Raw genomic sequence first — 18247 nt, 5'->3', positions numbered from 1 at the left:
ATTACGCTAAACTCATGTTAATAAAAAAGCCATGCATTATTGCCATAAATTTGACAGCAATGCATGACTTGCGACACAACTAGAATATTCCTTGTTACTATACTTCTTGCCTTAATGAGGCTATCACTTTCGGCATTTTACGCTTTACAACCCAACCAGAGGCCACAATCACAATTAAGTAATAGCCAAAGGTTTGCCAATCTTCAAATAAGGCACTACCAATGCCAAGCAGCAGTGAATAGATAAATGCAATACTCGCAACACACGCAATGGCGTTGTCTTTAATCCCTGCAGCGATCGGTTCAATGCCTGTTAAATCTCTGACTTTTTTCCAGCCACGGCCATGAATTTTTAAACGGCTATAAAATTCAATTGTTTTTGGGCTTGGGGTTTTGCTTGAGGTTATTAGGGTAACAACTAAACACACAACCAAGGTTATTATCGTTGTTACTAGCATACGCACTGCAAACCATTTAGCCTCACCTTCATCAGGTAGGATATATATCATGGCATTTCCGATAATAACGGCAGTTATAAGCGCGCTAATTTCTGACCACACATTTATTCGCCACCAATACCACCTCGCGATAAGTACCACAGAGATTGGAATGATAATCACTGTGATATATTCATAAGCCCCTAAAATACTCTCAAGTTGAGTTGTCACAATCAGTGCAACCAACGTTAACACTAACATACTGACCCGAGCGGCCTTAATGTAATGGGCTTTTTCGCGGCCTTTCACTAGGTAGGGTTCATAAACATCATTAACTAGATAAGAAGAGCCCCAGTTAAGCTGGGTATCAAGGGTACTCATAAAAGCAGCAAGTAAAGAGGCGACCATAATGCCTTTTAAGCCAACTGGTAGGAATTCATCGATCATCATTGGGTACGATTGCTCTGCATCAACTAATGATGGAAAGTAAACTAATGAGGCAACACCCACGATAATCCACGGCCAGCTTCTTAACACGAGATGACAAAAAGCAAACCAATATAAGCTCAACATGGCATCTTTTTCACTGCGTGCAGCAAGTGTACGCTGTAAGAAAAAGCCAAATCCAGGTGCGTAATTCAGCCAACCAATACACACTAAAATAACAAAAGTCGCAGTTTTTAGATCCCACTCAAAGTCGGGGATCATTTTGAGCGTATCGCTATTAAACCCAGGAGATGCCTCAACCGCTGCAACGATGCCACCGTGCTCTTGTAAGTCGACATAAACGATAATAGCTAATACCACAGAGCCTACGATTGCTAATGCAAATTGGATTAAATCGGTATACACAACACCATATAAACCAGACATCGCGGTATACACAACTGCAGCAACAGCTAGCACAATTAAAATAAGCGTGGTCGCGGTGATTGCGCCAAACAGAGGAATATCGAACAAAGGTTCAGGGGAGAGCCCTAAAATCACCACAATAATTTTCGACATGGCGAGAGTAACCGAGGCAATAATAATACAGTTAACAAACACACCATCAAAAATAGCTTTAAAAATTCGCAAAAAATCAGTGGCTTTACTCTTGTCATAACGCTGTGAAATTAGCTCAATTTCGGTGAGTGCTTTTGATCTTCGCCACAAATTAGCAAAGAAGAACACCGAAATTATCACGCCAATAACACTCACCCACCATATCCAGTTTGCATAAATCCCCTGCTCTCGCACAGCACCTGCAACAAACAAAGGTGTGTCAGACGAAAAGGTGGTGGCCACCATGGATGTGCCCGCGATATACCAAGGTAAAGATCGCCCTGCGACAAAAAAATCAGCCGTACTTTCACTGGCCTTTTTTGTAAAGAGCATCCCGATAACAACCGCTGCTACTACATAAAATGCAACTATTAACCAATCAATTAAGACCATGTGAATCCCCCAATGTGTTTTAATTTTTATTTAGGTAGCTATCAAATTTTTTCCATGTTTCTGTCATATCGATAATCGAACCTGTTTGCCTAGCTTCATCTAACTTGATGGCGGTGAGCCCCGCTTGCAAAGCATCAACAATGGATACCGGCAAAGAAGTCCCTCTTTCAAAAAAGGCAATCCAATCTGCCGCCATTTCTTCTTCTGCGCCGTAGTGCATCGAAATAGAGTCATCGTGGAAGTACGTTTTATCAATCAAAGCGCCTGAGGTAATGCAGTCATGCACTTTGAAATAATTACGCACAAAGTCACCTTCAGCCATACCAAGTGTGCCAAACACACTAAAGTGCCTGTAATCGTTCGGTACATTTAAGTTAGTATGAAAACTCAGATTTATGCCATTTTCATACTGAATGAGTGCGGTTTGGTGATCCACCAGCTCAGAGTCATTATCAAACACTTCATCTATGCCATTCCAACGTGACTTGCGCTGATGGTATACAGGGTGTTTGCCTAAGTGCTTGTTCTCAGGCGTGAAGGTTTTTCGACCACCAAAACTAGCAAGTTTAGCTGGGCGACTTTTCACTATGCCCTGATAAAGATCTAAGTCGTGACAGCATTTTTCTAATAAGAAGCCGCCCGAAAGCCCCTGATGTCTGCGCCAATCTCGCATAAAAAACGCACCATGCTCTGGCGGAATATGCTCTGATGCCTCAATACTGGTGATTTCACCCAGTAATTTAGATGATAAGGCTGCGACCAAATCTTTATACAAAGGCGCATAACGAAGCACCATACCCACTAAAATTTTATCGAAGGCATTATGTTTAGCGATAAGCTCAAGCACGTCGTAGGTCTGCTGCTCAGACATCACAATAGGTTTCTCTGCAAAAATGAGTAATCCTGCTTCAATGCCGAGTCGTAGGTGCTCTAAATGCATATGATTTGGAGAGCCAATCATCAGCATATCAAGCTGCTCATTTTGCAACATATCTGCTAGCTCATCATAATGACGCATCGAGATACCATGCGACTGCATATACTCAACTTTTACAGATTCAGGGTCGGCATAAGCCACCAAATCAAAATTTGGAATAAGCTCATGCATCACTTTGGCAACATAACTTAACCGGTCGCCTAAACCACAAATTCCTACTTTCACAATTTTATTCCTACAAGGTACATTAATAACTCAAGTTAGTTACCTTGCACTTGAACAGTCAATCACTTGTCTGCGCTTTGTGAATGGGATTTTTTTTATGAAATTCGGCTCAACATGGGTTTTACATACAAAACAATCTTCAATTAATAAAGGTTCTAGTTAGCTGTACGTTAAATAATCTTTATTATCGAGAGGCGCTATATTCACTCACTTTGATAACAAAAACTTTACGTGAATCATTGTTCAAAAATAAATTTAACTACTTAATTTTCAAATAAAAATCAGAAAACCTTTATTGACCAAAACAAAACAGTTGGGATATACAAGCTACTTTATTACCAAATTCAGGTGATATTTCAGTGCATAAGCGCTCTTTGAGACTACACTTATGTATAAGGTTTTAATCTAAGAATAAGTAATTAGAAGTACCCGATGACAGAGAAAGAAACTAAATATAAAGCGCCCGCTCTTGAGAAAGGCATGGCGATTATAGAATTACTCGCAAGAACCCCGGAAGGGTTAAATCTGACACAAATTTCTGACTCATTAGGGAAATCAAAAGCTGAAATTTTTCGTATGGTGGCGGTTCTAAATGATCTCCACTACCTTGAGTTTTTTCAAACTGAACGCGTTTATAGGCTCTCACTCAAGCTTTATCGGCTTACTCACCGCTACGCGCCAGTTCACCACCTAAATAATGTTGCCTTTCCTATCATCCAAGAATTGTGTAGTGAAATTCAACAATCTTGCCACTTAGTGGTGTATTCAGACGGTGGTGGATTAATCTTGTCTCACCAAGATTATGATACCAACAGCAACTGCTTAACCCTACCCGTTGGAGGAAGAGGCCCCCTTACCGATAACTGTGCAGGACATGTGCTATTAGCATTTGCATCGTACGACAACCGTGAACGAATGCTCAAAGCATACCAAGAAAATCACCCTGACTTGTCTCTTGATTTAATGGCACTGCGAAATATTTGGCTGCGCGTAAAAGAACAAGGCCATGAAGCTATGCCAAGCCCTGTTCTTGCTGGCGTATATGATATAGGCGTGCCCATTTTCGATTATTACCATAATGCCGTCGCTGTGCTGCTCACCTCAATTCTGATGTACCGTGACGAATCGCGTAATGCTGATTTCGAGCATGTGATAAATAAGTTAAAAGAAACCTCACTTCAAATTTCACAGAAAATGGGTTTTGACGAAGAGGCCTAAATCATAGTGCTTTTCTTATGACTTTCCACTCATGCAAATATTCAAGCAATATACTGGTCTTTTGGTATGCGCAATTCTTTTGGTGAATACGCAACTAGCTAATACTATTTTAGGAATTTTCCCAAAATAACTATCAACATAAATTCAACCATTTTATTTCATTTATAAAACATCATTCTTGGCGAAATTTTAACTAAGAAACCTAGCTAACGCAGTCAGCAAAGCGCGTTGACGGATTTTTAGTCTTTATATATCACTGAATGGACATTTGAACATTCACGAGAATAATTCGCCGAGAGCGATGGGGGTCAATATGATGAAATTCACCAAAAGCCAAATAGCCTTGTCTGTTGCTTTATCCCTGATGGGTAGCACAGCAATGGCAGAGGAACAAAGTACAGCGAAGGATGTTGCACAAGATGATATTGAAGTAATCGCTGTCAGCGGTGTGAGACTGAGTTTGAAAGAAGCTATCGCAACCAAGCGTGGCTCCGACAAAATTCTTGACTCAATTGCAGCTGAAGATATGGGTAAATTCCCTGATGAAAACGTCGCGCAGTCTTTGCAACGTGTTCCAGGTATTTCAATTGACCGCCCTCGCGGTAGTCCAAATGGGGGGACTAATGGCAGTACCGATGGTCGACTTGGTGGTCAATATGTACAAATTCGTGGCTTACCTGTTGATTTTACCCAAGTTACCCTAAATGGCCGCTCTTTGGCATCAGGTCGCAGTATTGGCCGTCAGTTTTCTTTAGATGTCCTGCCTTCAGAGCTAATTGGTCAGCTAGATGTTTATAAAACAGTATCAGCAGATCAACTCGAAGGCGGTATTGGTGGCAATGCAGACATTAAAACCCGTAAACCGCTAGATGCAGATGAAGTTGGCTTTTCTGGTGCTTGGTCAGCTGAGGGTGTATACAGTGAGCTGCCTGATTCTACCGACCCGCGTATTTCTGGCATTGTGAACTGGAAATCAGACGATGAAAAACTCGGTGTACTGTTAGGCGTAACCTACTCAGAGCGACAAACCCGTGAAGACGAATATTTCTCTTGGGGTAATGTAAACTTTGGCCCAGGCACTGGCGATGGTGTTGAAATTCGCCCTGACCTTGCAACCGTTCCTGGTGGTACAGATGATGGCAGTATCGACTATCCTAACTCTCTTTACCCTATCGAACCGCTTACTCAATACTATGGTGATGAGCGAACTCGTACTGGCTTAAATGCAGTAATCGAGTTTCAACCTAGCGACGAGTTAAACATCACATTTGATGGTTTATATGCAACATTCGATGTAGATGAAACAGCGCTACAGTTACCTGCTCGATTCCAGTTCCGTGGCCCACAAGACCCTAGCTTGTGGGTTGCAGCCGACCTAAATGACCCAAACGGTCGTGGTGTAGGCGGTATTTTCCCATTCCTCGTAACAGAAGCTGTGGTAGAAAACGATAACCTTGTTTATGCCGTTGCACCGCAAACCCAGTTCCGTAGTGTATCTGAACTTACTAAACTAGAATCAGATACGCTTGCATTAGGTACTCATGTAAATTGGGCGCCAAATGATGATTGGGAACTTGATTTTGATATTGGTTATTCTAAAGGCGAGCAAACACGCGACCTTAAAAGTGTGCTATTACAAGCATTTGCTGACGTAGTGTATGATGCACGTAATCCAGATAATGGTATTCCTGACCTTTATGTTACTGGTACTGACTTAAACGACCCAGATAACTACCGTGTCGCGTTTGGTAACTCAAATGCACGTGACGTAAAAGATACATCTCTGTCGTTTTCTGTTGACGTTAAGTACTTCTTAGACAATGAGTACTTCACAAGCCTAGAAACAGGTGTACGTTACACACAACGTTCAAAAGAAATCAAAGCCTATGTAGGTAACAGCTTCACAGGCTCGAACGGAGTACCTGATGTACTACCTACATCAGCGATTAACTTGCTTGATTTCCCTGTTGATGATTTCTTAGGTGAAGCACCAAACGCCAATGTTATCCGTAGCTTTGTGATTGGTGATCCAATTGATTTCCACAATAAATACGGTGTTGAGCAACAATTTGATAGCATCAGCTCATTCAAAGTTGAAGAAGATATTGCTGCAGCATACGTTAAAGCGAACATGGCCTTTGATGTAGCTGACATTCCAGTAAAAGGTAATGTGGGTGTGCGTGCAGTAACAACCGATGTTGAAGCTACAGGTGCATTACCAGTTGAAATCATCATCCGCAGTGCCGGTGATTACGACGTAGTTGGTGAAACTAGCTCAACAGGCAGTAGTTACACCAATGTGTTACCAAGCTTAAGCTTAAATGCAGAGCTAACTGACGAAGTGTACTTACGCTTTGGAGCTAGCAAAACAGTAACGCGTCCTACACTTTCGCAGTTATCGCCACGCTTTACTTTTAGCACCACCACACTAACAGGCTCTGCGGGTAACCCGGCTCTTGAACCATTTGAGTCTGATTCACTCGACTTATCACTTGAGTGGTATTTCAACGATACAGGTTTAGCAAGTGTTGCTTTCTTCCAAAAAGACATTGATGGCTTTGTATTTAACTCAAGCTCACCAGAAACAATTGCCGGAATTGATTGGGCATCGGTAGACCGTCCACGTAATGCGGCATCAGCAACAATCAATGGTGCAGAGCTTAGCTTCCAAACTGCTTTTGATTTCTTACCTGCCCCATTCGATGGCTTAGGTATGCTAGCAAACTATACTTACACAGACAGTGATACTGATTTTGGTGATGGCTTTGAAGGTCAAACCTTCAGCTACACTGGCTTGTCTAAAAATGTATATAACCTAGTTGGTTACTATGAAAAAGGCCCAGCGTCAGTACGTTTATCTTACAACTATCGTGAGAAATACTTACTAGAACCTTCGTTCGGTTTCTTCGCTGGTCCTCGTCATGTAAACGACTACCAACAGCTTGATTTAAGTACGTCTTACAAAATCAATGACAACTACTCATTGACCTTTAATGTGACCAACTTAACCAATGAGCGTTTCGACCGTTACTTCAATAACGACGAATCAATCATTGCGACAACCAACTTTACAGGTCGCCAATACTTCGTAGGTATTCGCGGAACCTTCTAACCCATTATGTTGTTGTAGGTGATGAGCCTAACCCAAAGCCTCCTAACGGAGGCTTTTTTTATGAAACCACTCAAAAAAATGCTGCACCAACATCATTGGTACAGCATCTATAGAATGAAAGTGCTTAATGAAAAAGTAGCTTTCTATACTTTAAATTTACGTCTACAAGCAACCACAGCAAGTAATAAAGACATCAGGTAGTAGAGACTACCGCCAGAACCTGAGTCTGAGCTAGAACCTGAATTATCTGCTTTACCAACGATGTTTATAAATACAGTTTTTGTTTCTGATGAAGCAAATCTATCTTTTACTCGATAGGTAAAACTTACAGAATAAGCAGACTCACCTGACGGTTCGTAGACAAATAATCCAGTATCCTTATCAAAACTAAGCTCACCAGAACTTGGGCTCGTTACTAGTTCAAACTCTAACTTATCACTATCTTCGTCATTGCCAATAAAACGACCATTTACTACCGTTGAGTAATAAGTTTCATAACTTAAATCTATAGCCGTCGGTGTTGTATTTGTTAATTCAACTACAACATTGGCAAGCGCAGTCTCTTCAAGCGAGTCTTTCGCGGTAAAAGTAATTGAAACAGGCTGTAAAGATTCACCACTCGGCGTGTATTTTATTTCACCCGTATTTTGATCAAGTAATTCAATTTGACCATGTTGAGGCACATTTTTTACAGTAAAAATAAGTGGCTCATCGTCTGCATCTGAGGCAGGCAAAGTAAGTATCAAAGGTGTATTCCAGTGCGTTGTGATCGAAGAGTTCTCAACGACTGGAGCCTGATTAGTTAACGTAGCTGTAAACTTTGCAAGCTCAGAACGTGAACGACCTTTTACTGTATAAAACGCTAATTCATCAACACCTACAGTGCCGTTAGGCGTATATGTGAACTGTCCTGTTTGACGGTCAATAAACGTCAACTGGCCAAGGGTAGGACTATTTTCAAAAACCACAAAGTCAATATCACTCAAATTAAGGTTAACTTCGAGTGGCGAAAGCACATGGGATGTTACCTCGCTATCTTGCGGTTTAGCTAAAGGAGCTGGGGCTTCATTTGAGAAAACCTCTATAGATTTTCCTGATAGCAATGAATAATCCACACCATTATAAGTTGCACTTACTATAGAACTACGTTGATTTGCACGCGCTACTTCATAAAGCAGTTCATTATTATTTAAATCGTACTCTCCAAACTTATCTTCACAACTAAATAAGATGAAGCCTGCACGTGTAGATACTATATTGTTTAATGAATTGTCACATAATTTAGCAACTTCTGACATTTCACCTGTTTCTGTCAAAGAGAATAAAAGGCCATATTGATTGGCAGCATAAAGTGCTTTTTCACCATTGATAACAACCCCCTCTAGCGACTTAAAACGGTCGTTTAAAGAGTAATTAGTTACACTATTATCAGTGTAATTATATTTGACTAATTGGTTACCGGTTAAAGCAAATAATTCTTTACTGCTTTGTTGTGTATCTATGCCTGCGACTATGTCAGAAACCCCACTCCAAAAGTCATGTAAACGAGGTGAACGCTTAATTAGTTCACCGGTTTGTCCGTTAAAAACTCGTATGTATGAGCCTTCACTTCCGGTATGCGATGCGCCATTGCCAACAATTAGCTCTAAGAAACCATCTTGGTTAATATCATAGGCTTCAATTGTTGAAATTTGGTCGCCACTTTCAAAAGGTATCGTATACAGTACGTTTCCATTATCTGGGGAAAATACTTGTATGCTCCCTGCGTAAGACCTTGATCCTGCAACGATTAAATAGTTTTTATCATCATTGAATAAATCAGCAGCAATCACATACTGGTAGTCATTCCAGCCATCGGTTAAATCGACATTGGTTAGTAATTGCTCGTTTGTTTCGATATCAACAACTTGAAGTTTGTTTGTGCCATTTTCAGAAAAAACAACATCAATTCCACCTTTACCGTCAATATCTGCAAGACCTAATAAAAACTGCGAGTAGCTAAAGATCGTTTGCGACCATTGATTAGACTTATCTTCTACAGTATGAATATGAAACCCATCATCCCCTGAAGACGTATAACCTGCTCCCCAGGCGATATCTGCTTTGCCATCAAGATTAAAATCGTCTACCAAAATACTTGAAACACTGTGTTCAGGGTTATTGATCTGCCAAAACTCCTGACCAGTAGTTAAAGATAAAGCATGAATTTGCCCCCATTGACCATCACCATATACGAGATCTTGGGCGCCATCATTATTAATATCTGCGACTATAATTCTTGAAATGTCTAAATCACTATTTGCTGTCCACATGACACTGTCTGTGCTTGGGCTAATTAATTCTATCGAGTACCAAGCATTTCCATTGATTACTTCATCTAAACCATCTTGGTTAGTATCAACACTTTGTAAATGGATACCTGTTAGTTGCGTACTCAATGTTTTTATATAATCTATTGTATTTTCAGAGATACGATACAACTTGCCATCTTCAAGCATTAATTCGTGAACATTTTGTTCGGTAAACGAACCAACAACAAATTTGTTACCGTAATACTCAAGTTGGGAAATAATAGAAAGGTCTGACTGGTCTAGTATTAAAACCTGGCTATTGGCAATAGCAATGAGCTCGTCCTGACCATCGTTATTAATATCTCTTGCCATAACTGATTGGCTAGAAATTACTTCCTTAGTACTTTCGACTTTCATTGTTAGTAAATTAACTTTTACTATCTGATTGCTCGTCATAAGTATTAAATAATAAGTATCATCGGCAGTGCTTTTTACCAATGTACTATCTGTGATGTAATCCTGAGAATCGAAACCTTCAACGACTGAATATTGATTATCTTTATACTCAATAATATTAAAATCGTTTTGTTGCACCGAAATAATTTGCTTATTACCGTTCCCGAGCAAGTCTACAGAATAAAGACCATTTAGACCTGTTGAATTACCCAAAGAGTAACGACGAAATACAGATGTTAAATCTAAGCTTTCATCTACAGTGGTATTGGGTAAGTTAATCCCAGAAGCTCTGTCTAAATCTGCTTGCGAATTGTTTTTATCGCGGCTAGTAAAATAAGTTTTTTCGTAATTAATCTGTTGCGAATTTAAAAGTGTCGCATCACCATATAGGTTATAATGTGCAGTATTTTCTGTGGCTAAAAGTGATTGCGAGCAAAATAGCAACGCAAGGTATGGTAGCTTGGTCATTTCCCTATCCTAAACAACTTATAATTTTTATTTTACTCACAACAAAAAACTGTTTTCTTATTATGAGATTAAGCAAACGATTTTCCTCTATTAGAGACATTTATTCAAGGAGTAGATTATGAACTCTTAACTAAAAGTATCTAATTAGAAGCAAGCTATTGTTCAACAAATATGCTTAATGAATTAACTTCACGGCTCGTTTCAGAAAGTCCTACCTTTGTGGCACCACCCACTAGCCAAATTTGGCCGTTTAACGTAACAGCTCCTAAACCGTGGCGAGGTGTTTGCCATTCGAAAGTTTTGCGCCATTGCTGCTTAGACAAATCATAGCTAAAAACTTCACGGTCAACTCCTTTGCTATTCTCACCGCCAAACACAGTAATAGCATTATCAATAACTGCCGCCGCATGCCCTGCTCGTGCTTTAGGGAGTGCTGCATGTGCTTGCCAAGTGTCTGTTTCAGGTAAGTATTCGAGCATGTCAGTGATAGGCTCGCCGCCAACGGTTCTTCCACCTAACACAAACCAACGGCCGTATACTTGTGCACTTGCCGCACTATTTCTAGCCGAAGGTAAGGGTGCAGCTTCTTTGAAGGTGAAGCTTTTAGGATCAAAAATTAAATGCGCACTCACATCTAAACTATGCTGCCATTGGCCATTTTTCTCACTGCTTGGGCTACGTCCACCTGCTAAGTGCACTTTACCATTAAGCACTGCGCCCACAGTTTCGCTTAATGCAAAAGGCAAACTCGCCACCTTTTGCCATGCTTTAGCACCTTTATCTAGCATTAGCACATCACGGCTATTGGTCCATTGGCCTTGGCTATTAACAAAACCACCAAAGGCAAATAATCTGCTGTCTACTGCGATTAAATACGTGTGATGACGCCCTTCAGGCAAACTAGGTGCTGATTGCCAACTAGCATACTTAGGTGACCAAAAATGAACTTTTTCTGTCATCTTACCCGTTGATGCTGGCAGCTCGGTAGAGATACCACCCGCAACCCAAATCTGTTGATTCATTACTGTAGGGTAAATTTCTTGTATAGCCTCAGGGAGCTTTGGTGCTAAAAGCTCTTTTGCCGATAACGTATAAGGTAAACAAGTAATAGAAAATGCTGACAACAGTTTGGCTAAACGCATATAAATCCTTAATAAGCAGTCAATTAGCTAAAGGTTAAGCCAGTTGTACCGGTTAGTACACTGTCAAATAGTATTACTCGAACAACGATTACTATTCCTAAACGCCAGCAATTTGATATATTATAACAAAACATTTAGCGTATTTTGTTTAATCTAATTAAGGGTCACTACTATGAGCAAACTTCCCGTCACCGTGCTCTCTGGCTTTTTAGGTGCAGGTAAAACCACTGTGCTCAGCCATATTTTAAATAACCGTGAAGAAAAAAAAGTGGCTGTAATCGTCAATGATATGAGCGAAATAAACATCGATGCTGCAACAGTTAAAAACGATGTTTCGCTGAGCCGCGGCGAAGATAAACTAGTAGAAATGAGCAATGGTTGTATCTGCTGCACGCTGCGTGAAGACTTACTCATTGAAGTACGCGCTTTAGCGCAAACGGGCCAATTTGATTATTTGGTTATTGAGTCAACCGGTATTTCAGAGCCCCTTCCTGTTGCCGAAACATTTACCTTTGCCAATGAAGATGGCGTGTCACTTTCTGATGTTGCAAGGCTTGATACCATGGTCACGGTCGTTGATGCCGTTAACTTTTTAAACGACTTTAACGAAGCCAAGTTTTTACAAGAAACCAACGAGCATTTAGGTGATGAAGATGAGCGAAGCGTAGCCGACTTACTTATTGATCAAGTTGAGTTTGCTGATGTTATTTTAATTAGTAAAACAGACTTAATTAGTGCCGATGAACTTGAGAGTTTAAAAGCCATTTTAAGCTCATTAAATACTTCTGCAGAGCTTATTGCCATTGAAAATGGCCAAGTTGATATCAATAAAATTCTCGGCACGGGCCTGTTTAACTTTGAAAAAGCTCAGCAAGCACCTGGCTGGCTAAAAGAGCTGCGCGGCGAGCATACCCCAGAAACCGAAGAATACGGTATTAGCAGCTTTACTTACGAGGCCCGCCGCCCTTTTCACCCTGAAAAATTTTATAACTTTATTCATAATAATCAACGCGAAGGCAAACTACTTCGCTCTAAAGGCTACTTCTGGTTAGCCTCTCGACCCCAATTTGCTTGCCAATGGAATCAAGCTGGCGGCATAGCCCGCTATGGTTTTGGCGGGGTATTTTGGAAAGCCTTACCAAAAGATCAGTGGCCAACAGATAGCGACTACTTAGATTCAATTAACCAAGTATGGCAAGAACCCTTTGGTGATATGCGCCAAGAGCTGGTTTTTATTGGTCAAAACCTCAATCAAGCAGCGACCACTCAAGCTCTCGATAACTGCTTACTTTGCGACGATGAACTATTAGCAGGCAAAGCGCTTTGGCAAACCCTGCCCGATCCATTTCCTGTTTGGGAGGAAGCATAATGACAGCCTACGCATTAGAACATGACACAGATAACCTACCATCAGCGGCAGCAACAGCGCTAAGCCCTGTGGTGTTTTCACAAATTTATAAACCTGAGCATAATATTGCAATTTGGCAACGCAGCTTATCAGAGCAGCTGCAATCAGAAGTAGCTGAGAGTATTACAGCCAACCCAGAACTCAGTATTAACGCAGTGATCAATCAAAATACCATTGTGGCTGACATAAATAAGGCCCTTAAAAAACTACCTCAAGCAGAAGAGCTTAAAGCCGACCTCGCTCAGCTTGTTGATATGTTTTGTTATTTATTTGAGTTAAAGCGCACCGGATTACGCCTAAGAGTACTTGAACGTGCCATGTGCCCACGTTTTCATGTTGACAGAGTTCCTTGTCGGTTAGTCAGCACATATTGTGGTAGTGGCTCACAGTGGTTGCAAAATGCAGGACTTGATCGCACCAAGCTTGGCGCAGGGCATCAAGGATTAAGCGATGAAGAATCAGGCTTAATGACAGCAAATACTAAAATTCACTCTCTAAATGTGGGTGATGTAGCCCTATTAAAAGGCGAAACTTGGCAAGATAACGAAGGCAAAGGCCTTGTGCATCGCTCACCTGCACTTGCTGCTGGCGAAAAACGACTACTTGTAACCCTCGACTTTATTGCTTAATACGAGCGTACCTACTGCGTCTATTAATTCTAATAGGCGCTATTTCATTCAAGAACACACAACAACTGCTCATGGCTTTAAATTAACGAAAAGCATACTAAGCGCACTTGCAATTGCAGATAGAGCAAACATCCTTAGTAACAAAATTAAGGCATTCCTTTCGCCACCAGCAAAAGTGCCTTTAAAGCTTAATGGGTAGCCATGAAAAACCATTAAATATAACACGTTAAAAAGCCCTACCCGCATCCCGTCAATTTCATGGGTACCACCATTTTTTAAGTGAATTTCACACACATGCAAAGTGGGTAATCTAATTCGTGGTTCGCCAAACTTTCGTTTGCGTTTTAGATCCATCGTGTAGTGAAACAAGACCTCTGCGATTTGGTTTTTAGCAATGGTGAGAGTGTGATTTTGGTGCCCTTTAAAAGTCAATTTATCAATTTTGAGCTCATCCTTGCTTATGCTCATTGCCCATCTAGAACCAAAGCCATACTTCTTGTAAGTCATGATGCGTTTGGTAATAAACACGACCAAAAAACTTGTAAGACAAACTAAAAAAGCCAACCATGGGTTAAAAGCATCTACTAAATAAAAACTAGATAGCGAAATTGCGCATACCATAAGCGCAAAAAACACTTCGGCCCACCCAGATAACGTCGCTAAGCCTGGGAGAGATTCTAATTCTGTTATTGACTCTTCAGTTAGTGACGATTTTCCTTTAAAGGCAGCATATCGAAACCATTTTTTATCATTTAAATCCAGTTCTAGTGAGTGCTTAGCCATCGACCCCATAAAAATCCCTTTTGTACTAATGCTTGTTAGAAGTAACCCTTGTTGTTCCTTAAACTTATACACAATCCGACCTTACGAGTAAATACTAAAAGAACTAGTAAGTTAGGTTCATCTTCGCTAATGATGCATGCTGTATTTAATCAAAAACCAGCTAAGCTTCGTATAACAAAGAAATTAATTTGTGTGAGTTGATATGGAGCGCCTTTTTCAAAATAGCCGGTTTTTAGTCATCATCGCGATTATCACTACAGCAATTTCATCATTACTTGTTTACATTGCTTGTGTGAATATCGTTTTCAATGTTGTTAAAGTCACCATCACCGCGCTACCTGACTCAGCAAAAGGGGGGAAAGAGTTAATTGTCGAGCTTTTAAAAATTCTCGACCTATTACTCATCGGTATTACTCTTCAAGTTATTACCATCAGTCTGTACCGGCTATTCATTTCGCCTGCGACCAATAAGAGTAGCCAGTTTTTAGCCGCTTTTCATATCGAAGATTTTCATGACTTAAAAATTACCTTAGTGCAGGTAACATCCGTCATTTTAGTGATTCTGTTTTTAGAACACGCCGTTGAGTTTGGCGGCACAATAGAAACCCTCTACCTTGGTATTTCTATTGCGATTGTGGTTGCCGCTTCGACCTTTGCATGGCGCTCAATGAAATAGTGAACACTCACCAACGTTAGTTTTCTTTTTCAGGGTAACGTAGCTGATATTGCTCTTTCATCGCGGCATTAAATAATTCAAGTAAAGTGCCCTTTTGAGTATCTTTAGCCAGTTCAAGCAAATCAATCTTTAAGTGGTTATGTTCATTAAATTGGCTGGCAAACGTGCCCATCATTGCTGATTCAAACTTACCATCAGTGAGCAGTTCAAGTACCTGATTACCAAATTGAAACGCCTCGTACTCATTGAGTAGTGTTAAAAAATCACTAAATGTTGCGCCTGATAAGTTACTTTGCGTATTAAACGCACTTAAGTAACCCTTTGCTAATAAGTTTTGCTCATTAAAAGCTAGCTGAAATTGGTATGCATGGCGGGTTTCGTGTAATAAAAACGCTAATGGCGCATAAACTTCCATCTCTTTGAGCTTATCTGGGTTTAAGTAAACTAATCCTGCACCTGGGTAACGTACATCAAACACAAAATTAACGGCTCTTTGCGGATATAAGGTGTTATTTATCACCAAGGTTGGTGCTGTAATAGCAAAGCTTTGAATTTCAATTGCAAACACCTCTGGTAGTAAAGCCATTCGCTGTTCAAACGATAGCGCTTCCCAGCTCATTAACTTATTATAAAGCGCTTTATTTTGCTTTAAGGCGTTGACCAGTTTTTCTGCATCAAGTTGTCTTTGCTTATGTGCTTGCTCTAACCAAGGAATATTAGATTCACTGAGCGCATATGCTGTTGGAGCTTGTTTTTGCAATGCTTCATTAGCATAAAACTTTGCAGGTTCTGCATAAACAAAGCAAGATAAAGCCAAGCAAGCGCTTGAAAATAGGTGGGTAAGTTTCATGATGTGATTTTTATCGATAATTTATTGCCTAGATTTTACTAGCTTATGCAATAGAATTAAACGTATTCAATTGTTTAAAAAGGCGTAACACTTCATGTTACGCCTTTAAATTTAAGCCCTAAAGTGCAAGCGCTAATATTTGCTTAACCTTTGCTAAGTCAATATCACCATGTTCGCCTAGCGTAGTTATCTCATTCTTTTCTAAGTTTTTAACAACCGCGTCTATTGCTTCTTCATCAAGGTCATAATCAGCAAGGCGCGTTTTCACAGCCATTGCTTCGAAGAAGTCTTGCACTGCTTTAATCGTTTTATCGATTTGCTCAGCTTCATCGTTATAATTAAAACCAAACACTCGCTCACCAAGTTGCTGTATTTTAATAGACTTTTGCTCTTTTTGAACATGCATTAGCGCAGGTAAAACAATCGCCAGCGTTTGTGCGTGATCAAGGTTATAAAGGGCTGTTAATTCATGACCAATCATATGTGTAGACCAATCTTGCGGTACACCCTGACCAATCAAACCATTAAGTGCCATTGTAGCCGCCCACATAACATTGGCTCTAACATCATAGTTTTGCGGTTCGCTTAAGGCTTTAGGTCCTTCGCTGATCAAGGTTTGTAAAATACCTTCTGCAAAGCGGTCTTGTAATGGCGCGTTTACTGGGTAAGTTAAGTACTGCTCAATAACGTGTACAAACGCATCTACAACACCATTGCTTACTTGGCGTTCTGGTAACGAAAAAGTATATTCAGGATCAAGTACTGCAAAAACAGGTTGCACACTCGGTGATGAAAAAGCACGTTTTTGCGCAGTCTCTTTTTTAGTAACCACTGAGTTACCGTTACTCTCAGAGCCAGTTGCAGGTAAAGTTAATACCGCACCGATAGGAAGCGGGTTGCTAAACTCAGCACCTTTAACAAGGATATCCCACGGCTCACCTGCAAAGTTATAAGCTGCTGCAACAAACTTAGCGCCATCAATAACACTGCCACCGCCAACAGCTAGAATAAAGTTAACATTCTGCTCTTTAGCAGTTGCTACTGCTTGCATTAGTGTTTCGTAAGTTGGGTTAGGTTCAACACCACCAAACTCAATAACGTCAACATCGGCTAATGCACTCATTGCTTGGTCGTATACGCCATTTTTCTTTATTGAGCCACCACCAAAAAGTAATAGTACTTTAGCGTTTTCTGGTAAACGTGACGTGATCTCACTCATTTGACCTTTACCAAACAAAATTTCGGTTTGATTTTTATAAATAAAGTTCAACATTTAAATGCCCCTTAAATTAGGTTTAAATTGCTAATTAGCTAATTTACTTAGCTAACATTTCTAAAAGCTTTTCTGCTAATAATTTATCTGAAAACGGGTTTTGCCCCGTAATGAGTTCGCGGTCAACAACCACGTTTGGCTGCCACTCACTAGCGAATGCCATATTTCCACCGGCGTTTTCCATTGCCATAGCAGGATAGAACTTAAGCTTTTTACCTTCTAAACTGCTTTCAAAAACACGCTCTTCAGGGTCTGAAAAAATAGTCATTTTATAGCCGTCATAAATCCAGTTATTGGCTGATGCTTTTTCGCCATCTTTTATCGCTTGATAATAAGAATTTGGCTGAACTTGTGCAGACAACAACGTAATTGGGCCATGGCAAATTGCCGCTGTTGGTTTACCTTGCTTATTAAAATGACGCAAAATCTCACCCACTTCTGGGCTGTTTGCTAAATCAATTAAAGGCGCATGCCCGCCTGGGATAAATACAGCCTCATATTGGCTTAAGTCACCCGCTAAAATTTCGCTTAAACTTGCGGTATCTTTGATATCTGGTAGCGATGCTACAAAACGCTGAATGCTCTGCATTTTAGCTTCATCACCATCAAAGTAGTCGGTACTCACTGATTTTTTATCTACTTGAGGCGCATTACCTTTGGGTGTTGCAAGTACAAGCTCATAACCCGCATCGACTAATGCTTTCGCAGGCACACCAAATTCATTTAAGTAGTAGCCTGTTTCAATGCTCTGGCCGTCAGCTAAGTTCATGGTTGTTTCACTTGATAAAATAACCAATACTTCGCCTTCACCCGCCACTGCAAACATCGACATAGTTGATGCAGCAACAAGCGTTAGTCGCTGTAATATCTTTTTCATAACTCGTCCTCTTAGAAAGTGTAGCCATC

Annotated in this window: 13 protein-coding genes; 5 read left to right on the top strand and 8 right to left on the bottom strand. The window is 40.4% G+C overall.

The features are described 5' to 3' along the window. Window positions 1–97: 97 nt before the first annotated feature. Window positions 98–1873 carry a sodium:solute symporter family protein gene (locus KQP93_RS05060; RefSeq protein ID WP_217876152.1) on the bottom strand — a complete coding sequence of 592 codons (1776 nt, stop codon included), beginning with the start codon at window positions 1871–1873 and terminating at the stop codon, window positions 98–100. Window positions 1874–1892: 19 nt separating this feature from the next. Next, window positions 1893–3035 carry a Gfo/Idh/MocA family protein gene (locus KQP93_RS05055; protein WP_217876150.1) on the bottom strand — a complete coding sequence of 381 codons (1143 nt, stop codon included), beginning with the start codon at window positions 3033–3035 and terminating at the stop codon, window positions 1893–1895. A gap of 432 nt (window positions 3036–3467) precedes the next feature. On the opposite strand from KQP93_RS05055, the gene KQP93_RS05050 reads away from it, so the two are divergent. Both KQP93_RS05050 and KQP93_RS05045 read left to right on the top strand, forming a co-directional pair. Further along, window positions 3468–4253, top strand: coding sequence for an IclR family transcriptional regulator (locus tag KQP93_RS05050; RefSeq protein WP_130166894.1), 786 nt, complete (start codon window positions 3468–3470; stop codon window positions 4251–4253). A gap of 313 nt (window positions 4254–4566) precedes the next feature. Next, on the top strand, window positions 4567–7365 hold the full coding sequence (locus KQP93_RS05045; RefSeq protein WP_217876148.1) for a TonB-dependent receptor: 2799 nt from the start codon (window positions 4567–4569) through the stop codon (window positions 7363–7365). 143 nt (window positions 7366–7508) lie between these two features. Here the strand turns inward: KQP93_RS05045 and KQP93_RS05040 are convergent, their stop codons facing one another. Both KQP93_RS05040 and KQP93_RS05035 read right to left on the bottom strand, forming a co-directional pair. Then, window positions 7509–10580, bottom strand: a complete 3072-nt coding sequence (locus tag KQP93_RS05040; protein WP_217876147.1) for an Ig-like domain-containing protein — start codon at window positions 10578–10580, stop codon at window positions 7509–7511. 155 nt (window positions 10581–10735) lie between these two features. Continuing rightward, window positions 10736–11722: a Kelch repeat-containing protein gene (locus KQP93_RS05035; RefSeq protein ID WP_217876145.1), complete on the bottom strand. Its 987-nt coding sequence runs from the start codon at window positions 11720–11722 to the stop codon at window positions 10736–10738. Window positions 11723–11894: 172 nt separating this feature from the next. Between KQP93_RS05035 and zigA the strand changes: the two genes are divergently transcribed. Together zigA and KQP93_RS05025 are read left to right on the top strand one after the other, a co-directional pair. Next, on the top strand, window positions 11895–13091 hold the full coding sequence (zigA, locus tag KQP93_RS05030; protein ID WP_217876143.1) for a zinc metallochaperone GTPase ZigA: 1197 nt from the start codon (window positions 11895–11897) through the stop codon (window positions 13089–13091). After that, window positions 13091–13759, top strand: coding sequence for a DUF1826 domain-containing protein (locus KQP93_RS05025; protein WP_217876142.1), 669 nt, complete (start codon window positions 13091–13093; stop codon window positions 13757–13759). The genes zigA and KQP93_RS05025 overlap by 1 nt, the downstream gene beginning before the upstream one ends. Window positions 13760–13828: 69 nt before the next feature. Here KQP93_RS05025 and KQP93_RS05020 read toward each other — a convergent pair whose 3' ends face one another. After that, a complete protein-coding gene (locus KQP93_RS05020) occupies window positions 13829–14614 on the bottom strand; it encodes a hypothetical protein (RefSeq protein WP_217876140.1) in 786 nt (261 codons plus the stop codon). A 130-nt stretch (window positions 14615–14744) separates the two neighbouring features. On the opposite strand from KQP93_RS05020, the gene KQP93_RS05015 reads away from it, so the two are divergent. Continuing rightward, window positions 14745–15218 carry a YqhA family protein gene (locus KQP93_RS05015; protein ID WP_217876139.1) on the top strand — a complete coding sequence of 158 codons (474 nt, stop codon included), beginning with the start codon at window positions 14745–14747 and terminating at the stop codon, window positions 15216–15218. Window positions 15219–15234: 16 nt separating this feature from the next. Here the strand turns inward: KQP93_RS05015 and KQP93_RS05010 are convergent, their stop codons facing one another. From KQP93_RS05010 to KQP93_RS05000, 3 genes are all read right to left on the bottom strand, one after another. After that, entirely contained in the window at window positions 15235–16068 is an 834-nt protein-coding gene (locus tag KQP93_RS05010; protein ID WP_217876137.1) for a hypothetical protein, read from the bottom strand. Between the two features lie 118 nt (window positions 16069–16186). Continuing rightward, entirely contained in the window at window positions 16187–17341 is a 1155-nt protein-coding gene (locus KQP93_RS05005; protein WP_217876136.1) for an iron-containing alcohol dehydrogenase, read from the bottom strand. Window positions 17342–17384: 43 nt separating this feature from the next. Beyond that, a complete protein-coding gene (locus tag KQP93_RS05000) occupies window positions 17385–18218 on the bottom strand; it encodes a type 1 glutamine amidotransferase domain-containing protein (protein WP_217876135.1) in 834 nt (277 codons plus the stop codon). Between the last annotated feature and the right edge of the window lie 29 nt (window positions 18219–18247).

It is taken from the genome of Pseudoalteromonas shioyasakiensis (assembly GCF_019134595.1).
Lineage (GTDB): Bacteria > Pseudomonadota > Gammaproteobacteria > Enterobacterales > Alteromonadaceae > Pseudoalteromonas > Pseudoalteromonas shioyasakiensis_A.
This window is presented reverse-complemented; position numbering and strand designations above follow the sequence as displayed.

Excerpts from the sequence above, each read along its gene's own strand:
- KQP93_RS05005 (WP_217876136.1), bottom strand. The coding sequence starts at position 17,341 with ATGTTGAACTTTATTTATAAAAATCAAACCGAAATTTTGTTTGGTAAA.
- KQP93_RS05050 (WP_130166894.1), top strand. The coding sequence starts at position 3,468 with ATGACAGAGAAAGAAACTAAATATAAAGCGCCCGCTCTTGAGAAAGGC.
- KQP93_RS05040 (WP_217876147.1), bottom strand. The coding sequence starts at position 10,580 with ATGACCAAGCTACCATACCTTGCGTTGCTATTTTGCTCGCAATCACTT.
- KQP93_RS05035 (WP_217876145.1), bottom strand. The coding sequence starts at position 11,722 with ATGCGTTTAGCCAAACTGTTGTCAGCATTTTCTATTACTTGTTTACCT.
- KQP93_RS05025 (WP_217876142.1), top strand. The coding sequence starts at position 13,091 with ATGACAGCCTACGCATTAGAACATGACACAGATAACCTACCATCAGCG.
- KQP93_RS05060 (WP_217876152.1), bottom strand. The coding sequence starts at position 1,873 with ATGGTCTTAATTGATTGGTTAATAGTTGCATTTTATGTAGTAGCAGCG.
- KQP93_RS05045 (WP_217876148.1), top strand. The coding sequence starts at position 4,567 with ATGATGAAATTCACCAAAAGCCAAATAGCCTTGTCTGTTGCTTTATCC.
- KQP93_RS05000 (WP_217876135.1), bottom strand. The coding sequence starts at position 18,218 with ATGAAAAAGATATTACAGCGACTAACGCTTGTTGCTGCATCAACTATG.
- zigA (WP_217876143.1), top strand. The coding sequence starts at position 11,895 with ATGAGCAAACTTCCCGTCACCGTGCTCTCTGGCTTTTTAGGTGCAGGT.
- KQP93_RS05010 (WP_217876137.1), bottom strand. The coding sequence starts at position 16,068 with ATGAAACTTACCCACCTATTTTCAAGCGCTTGCTTGGCTTTATCTTGC.
- KQP93_RS05015 (WP_217876139.1), top strand. The coding sequence starts at position 14,745 with ATGGAGCGCCTTTTTCAAAATAGCCGGTTTTTAGTCATCATCGCGATT.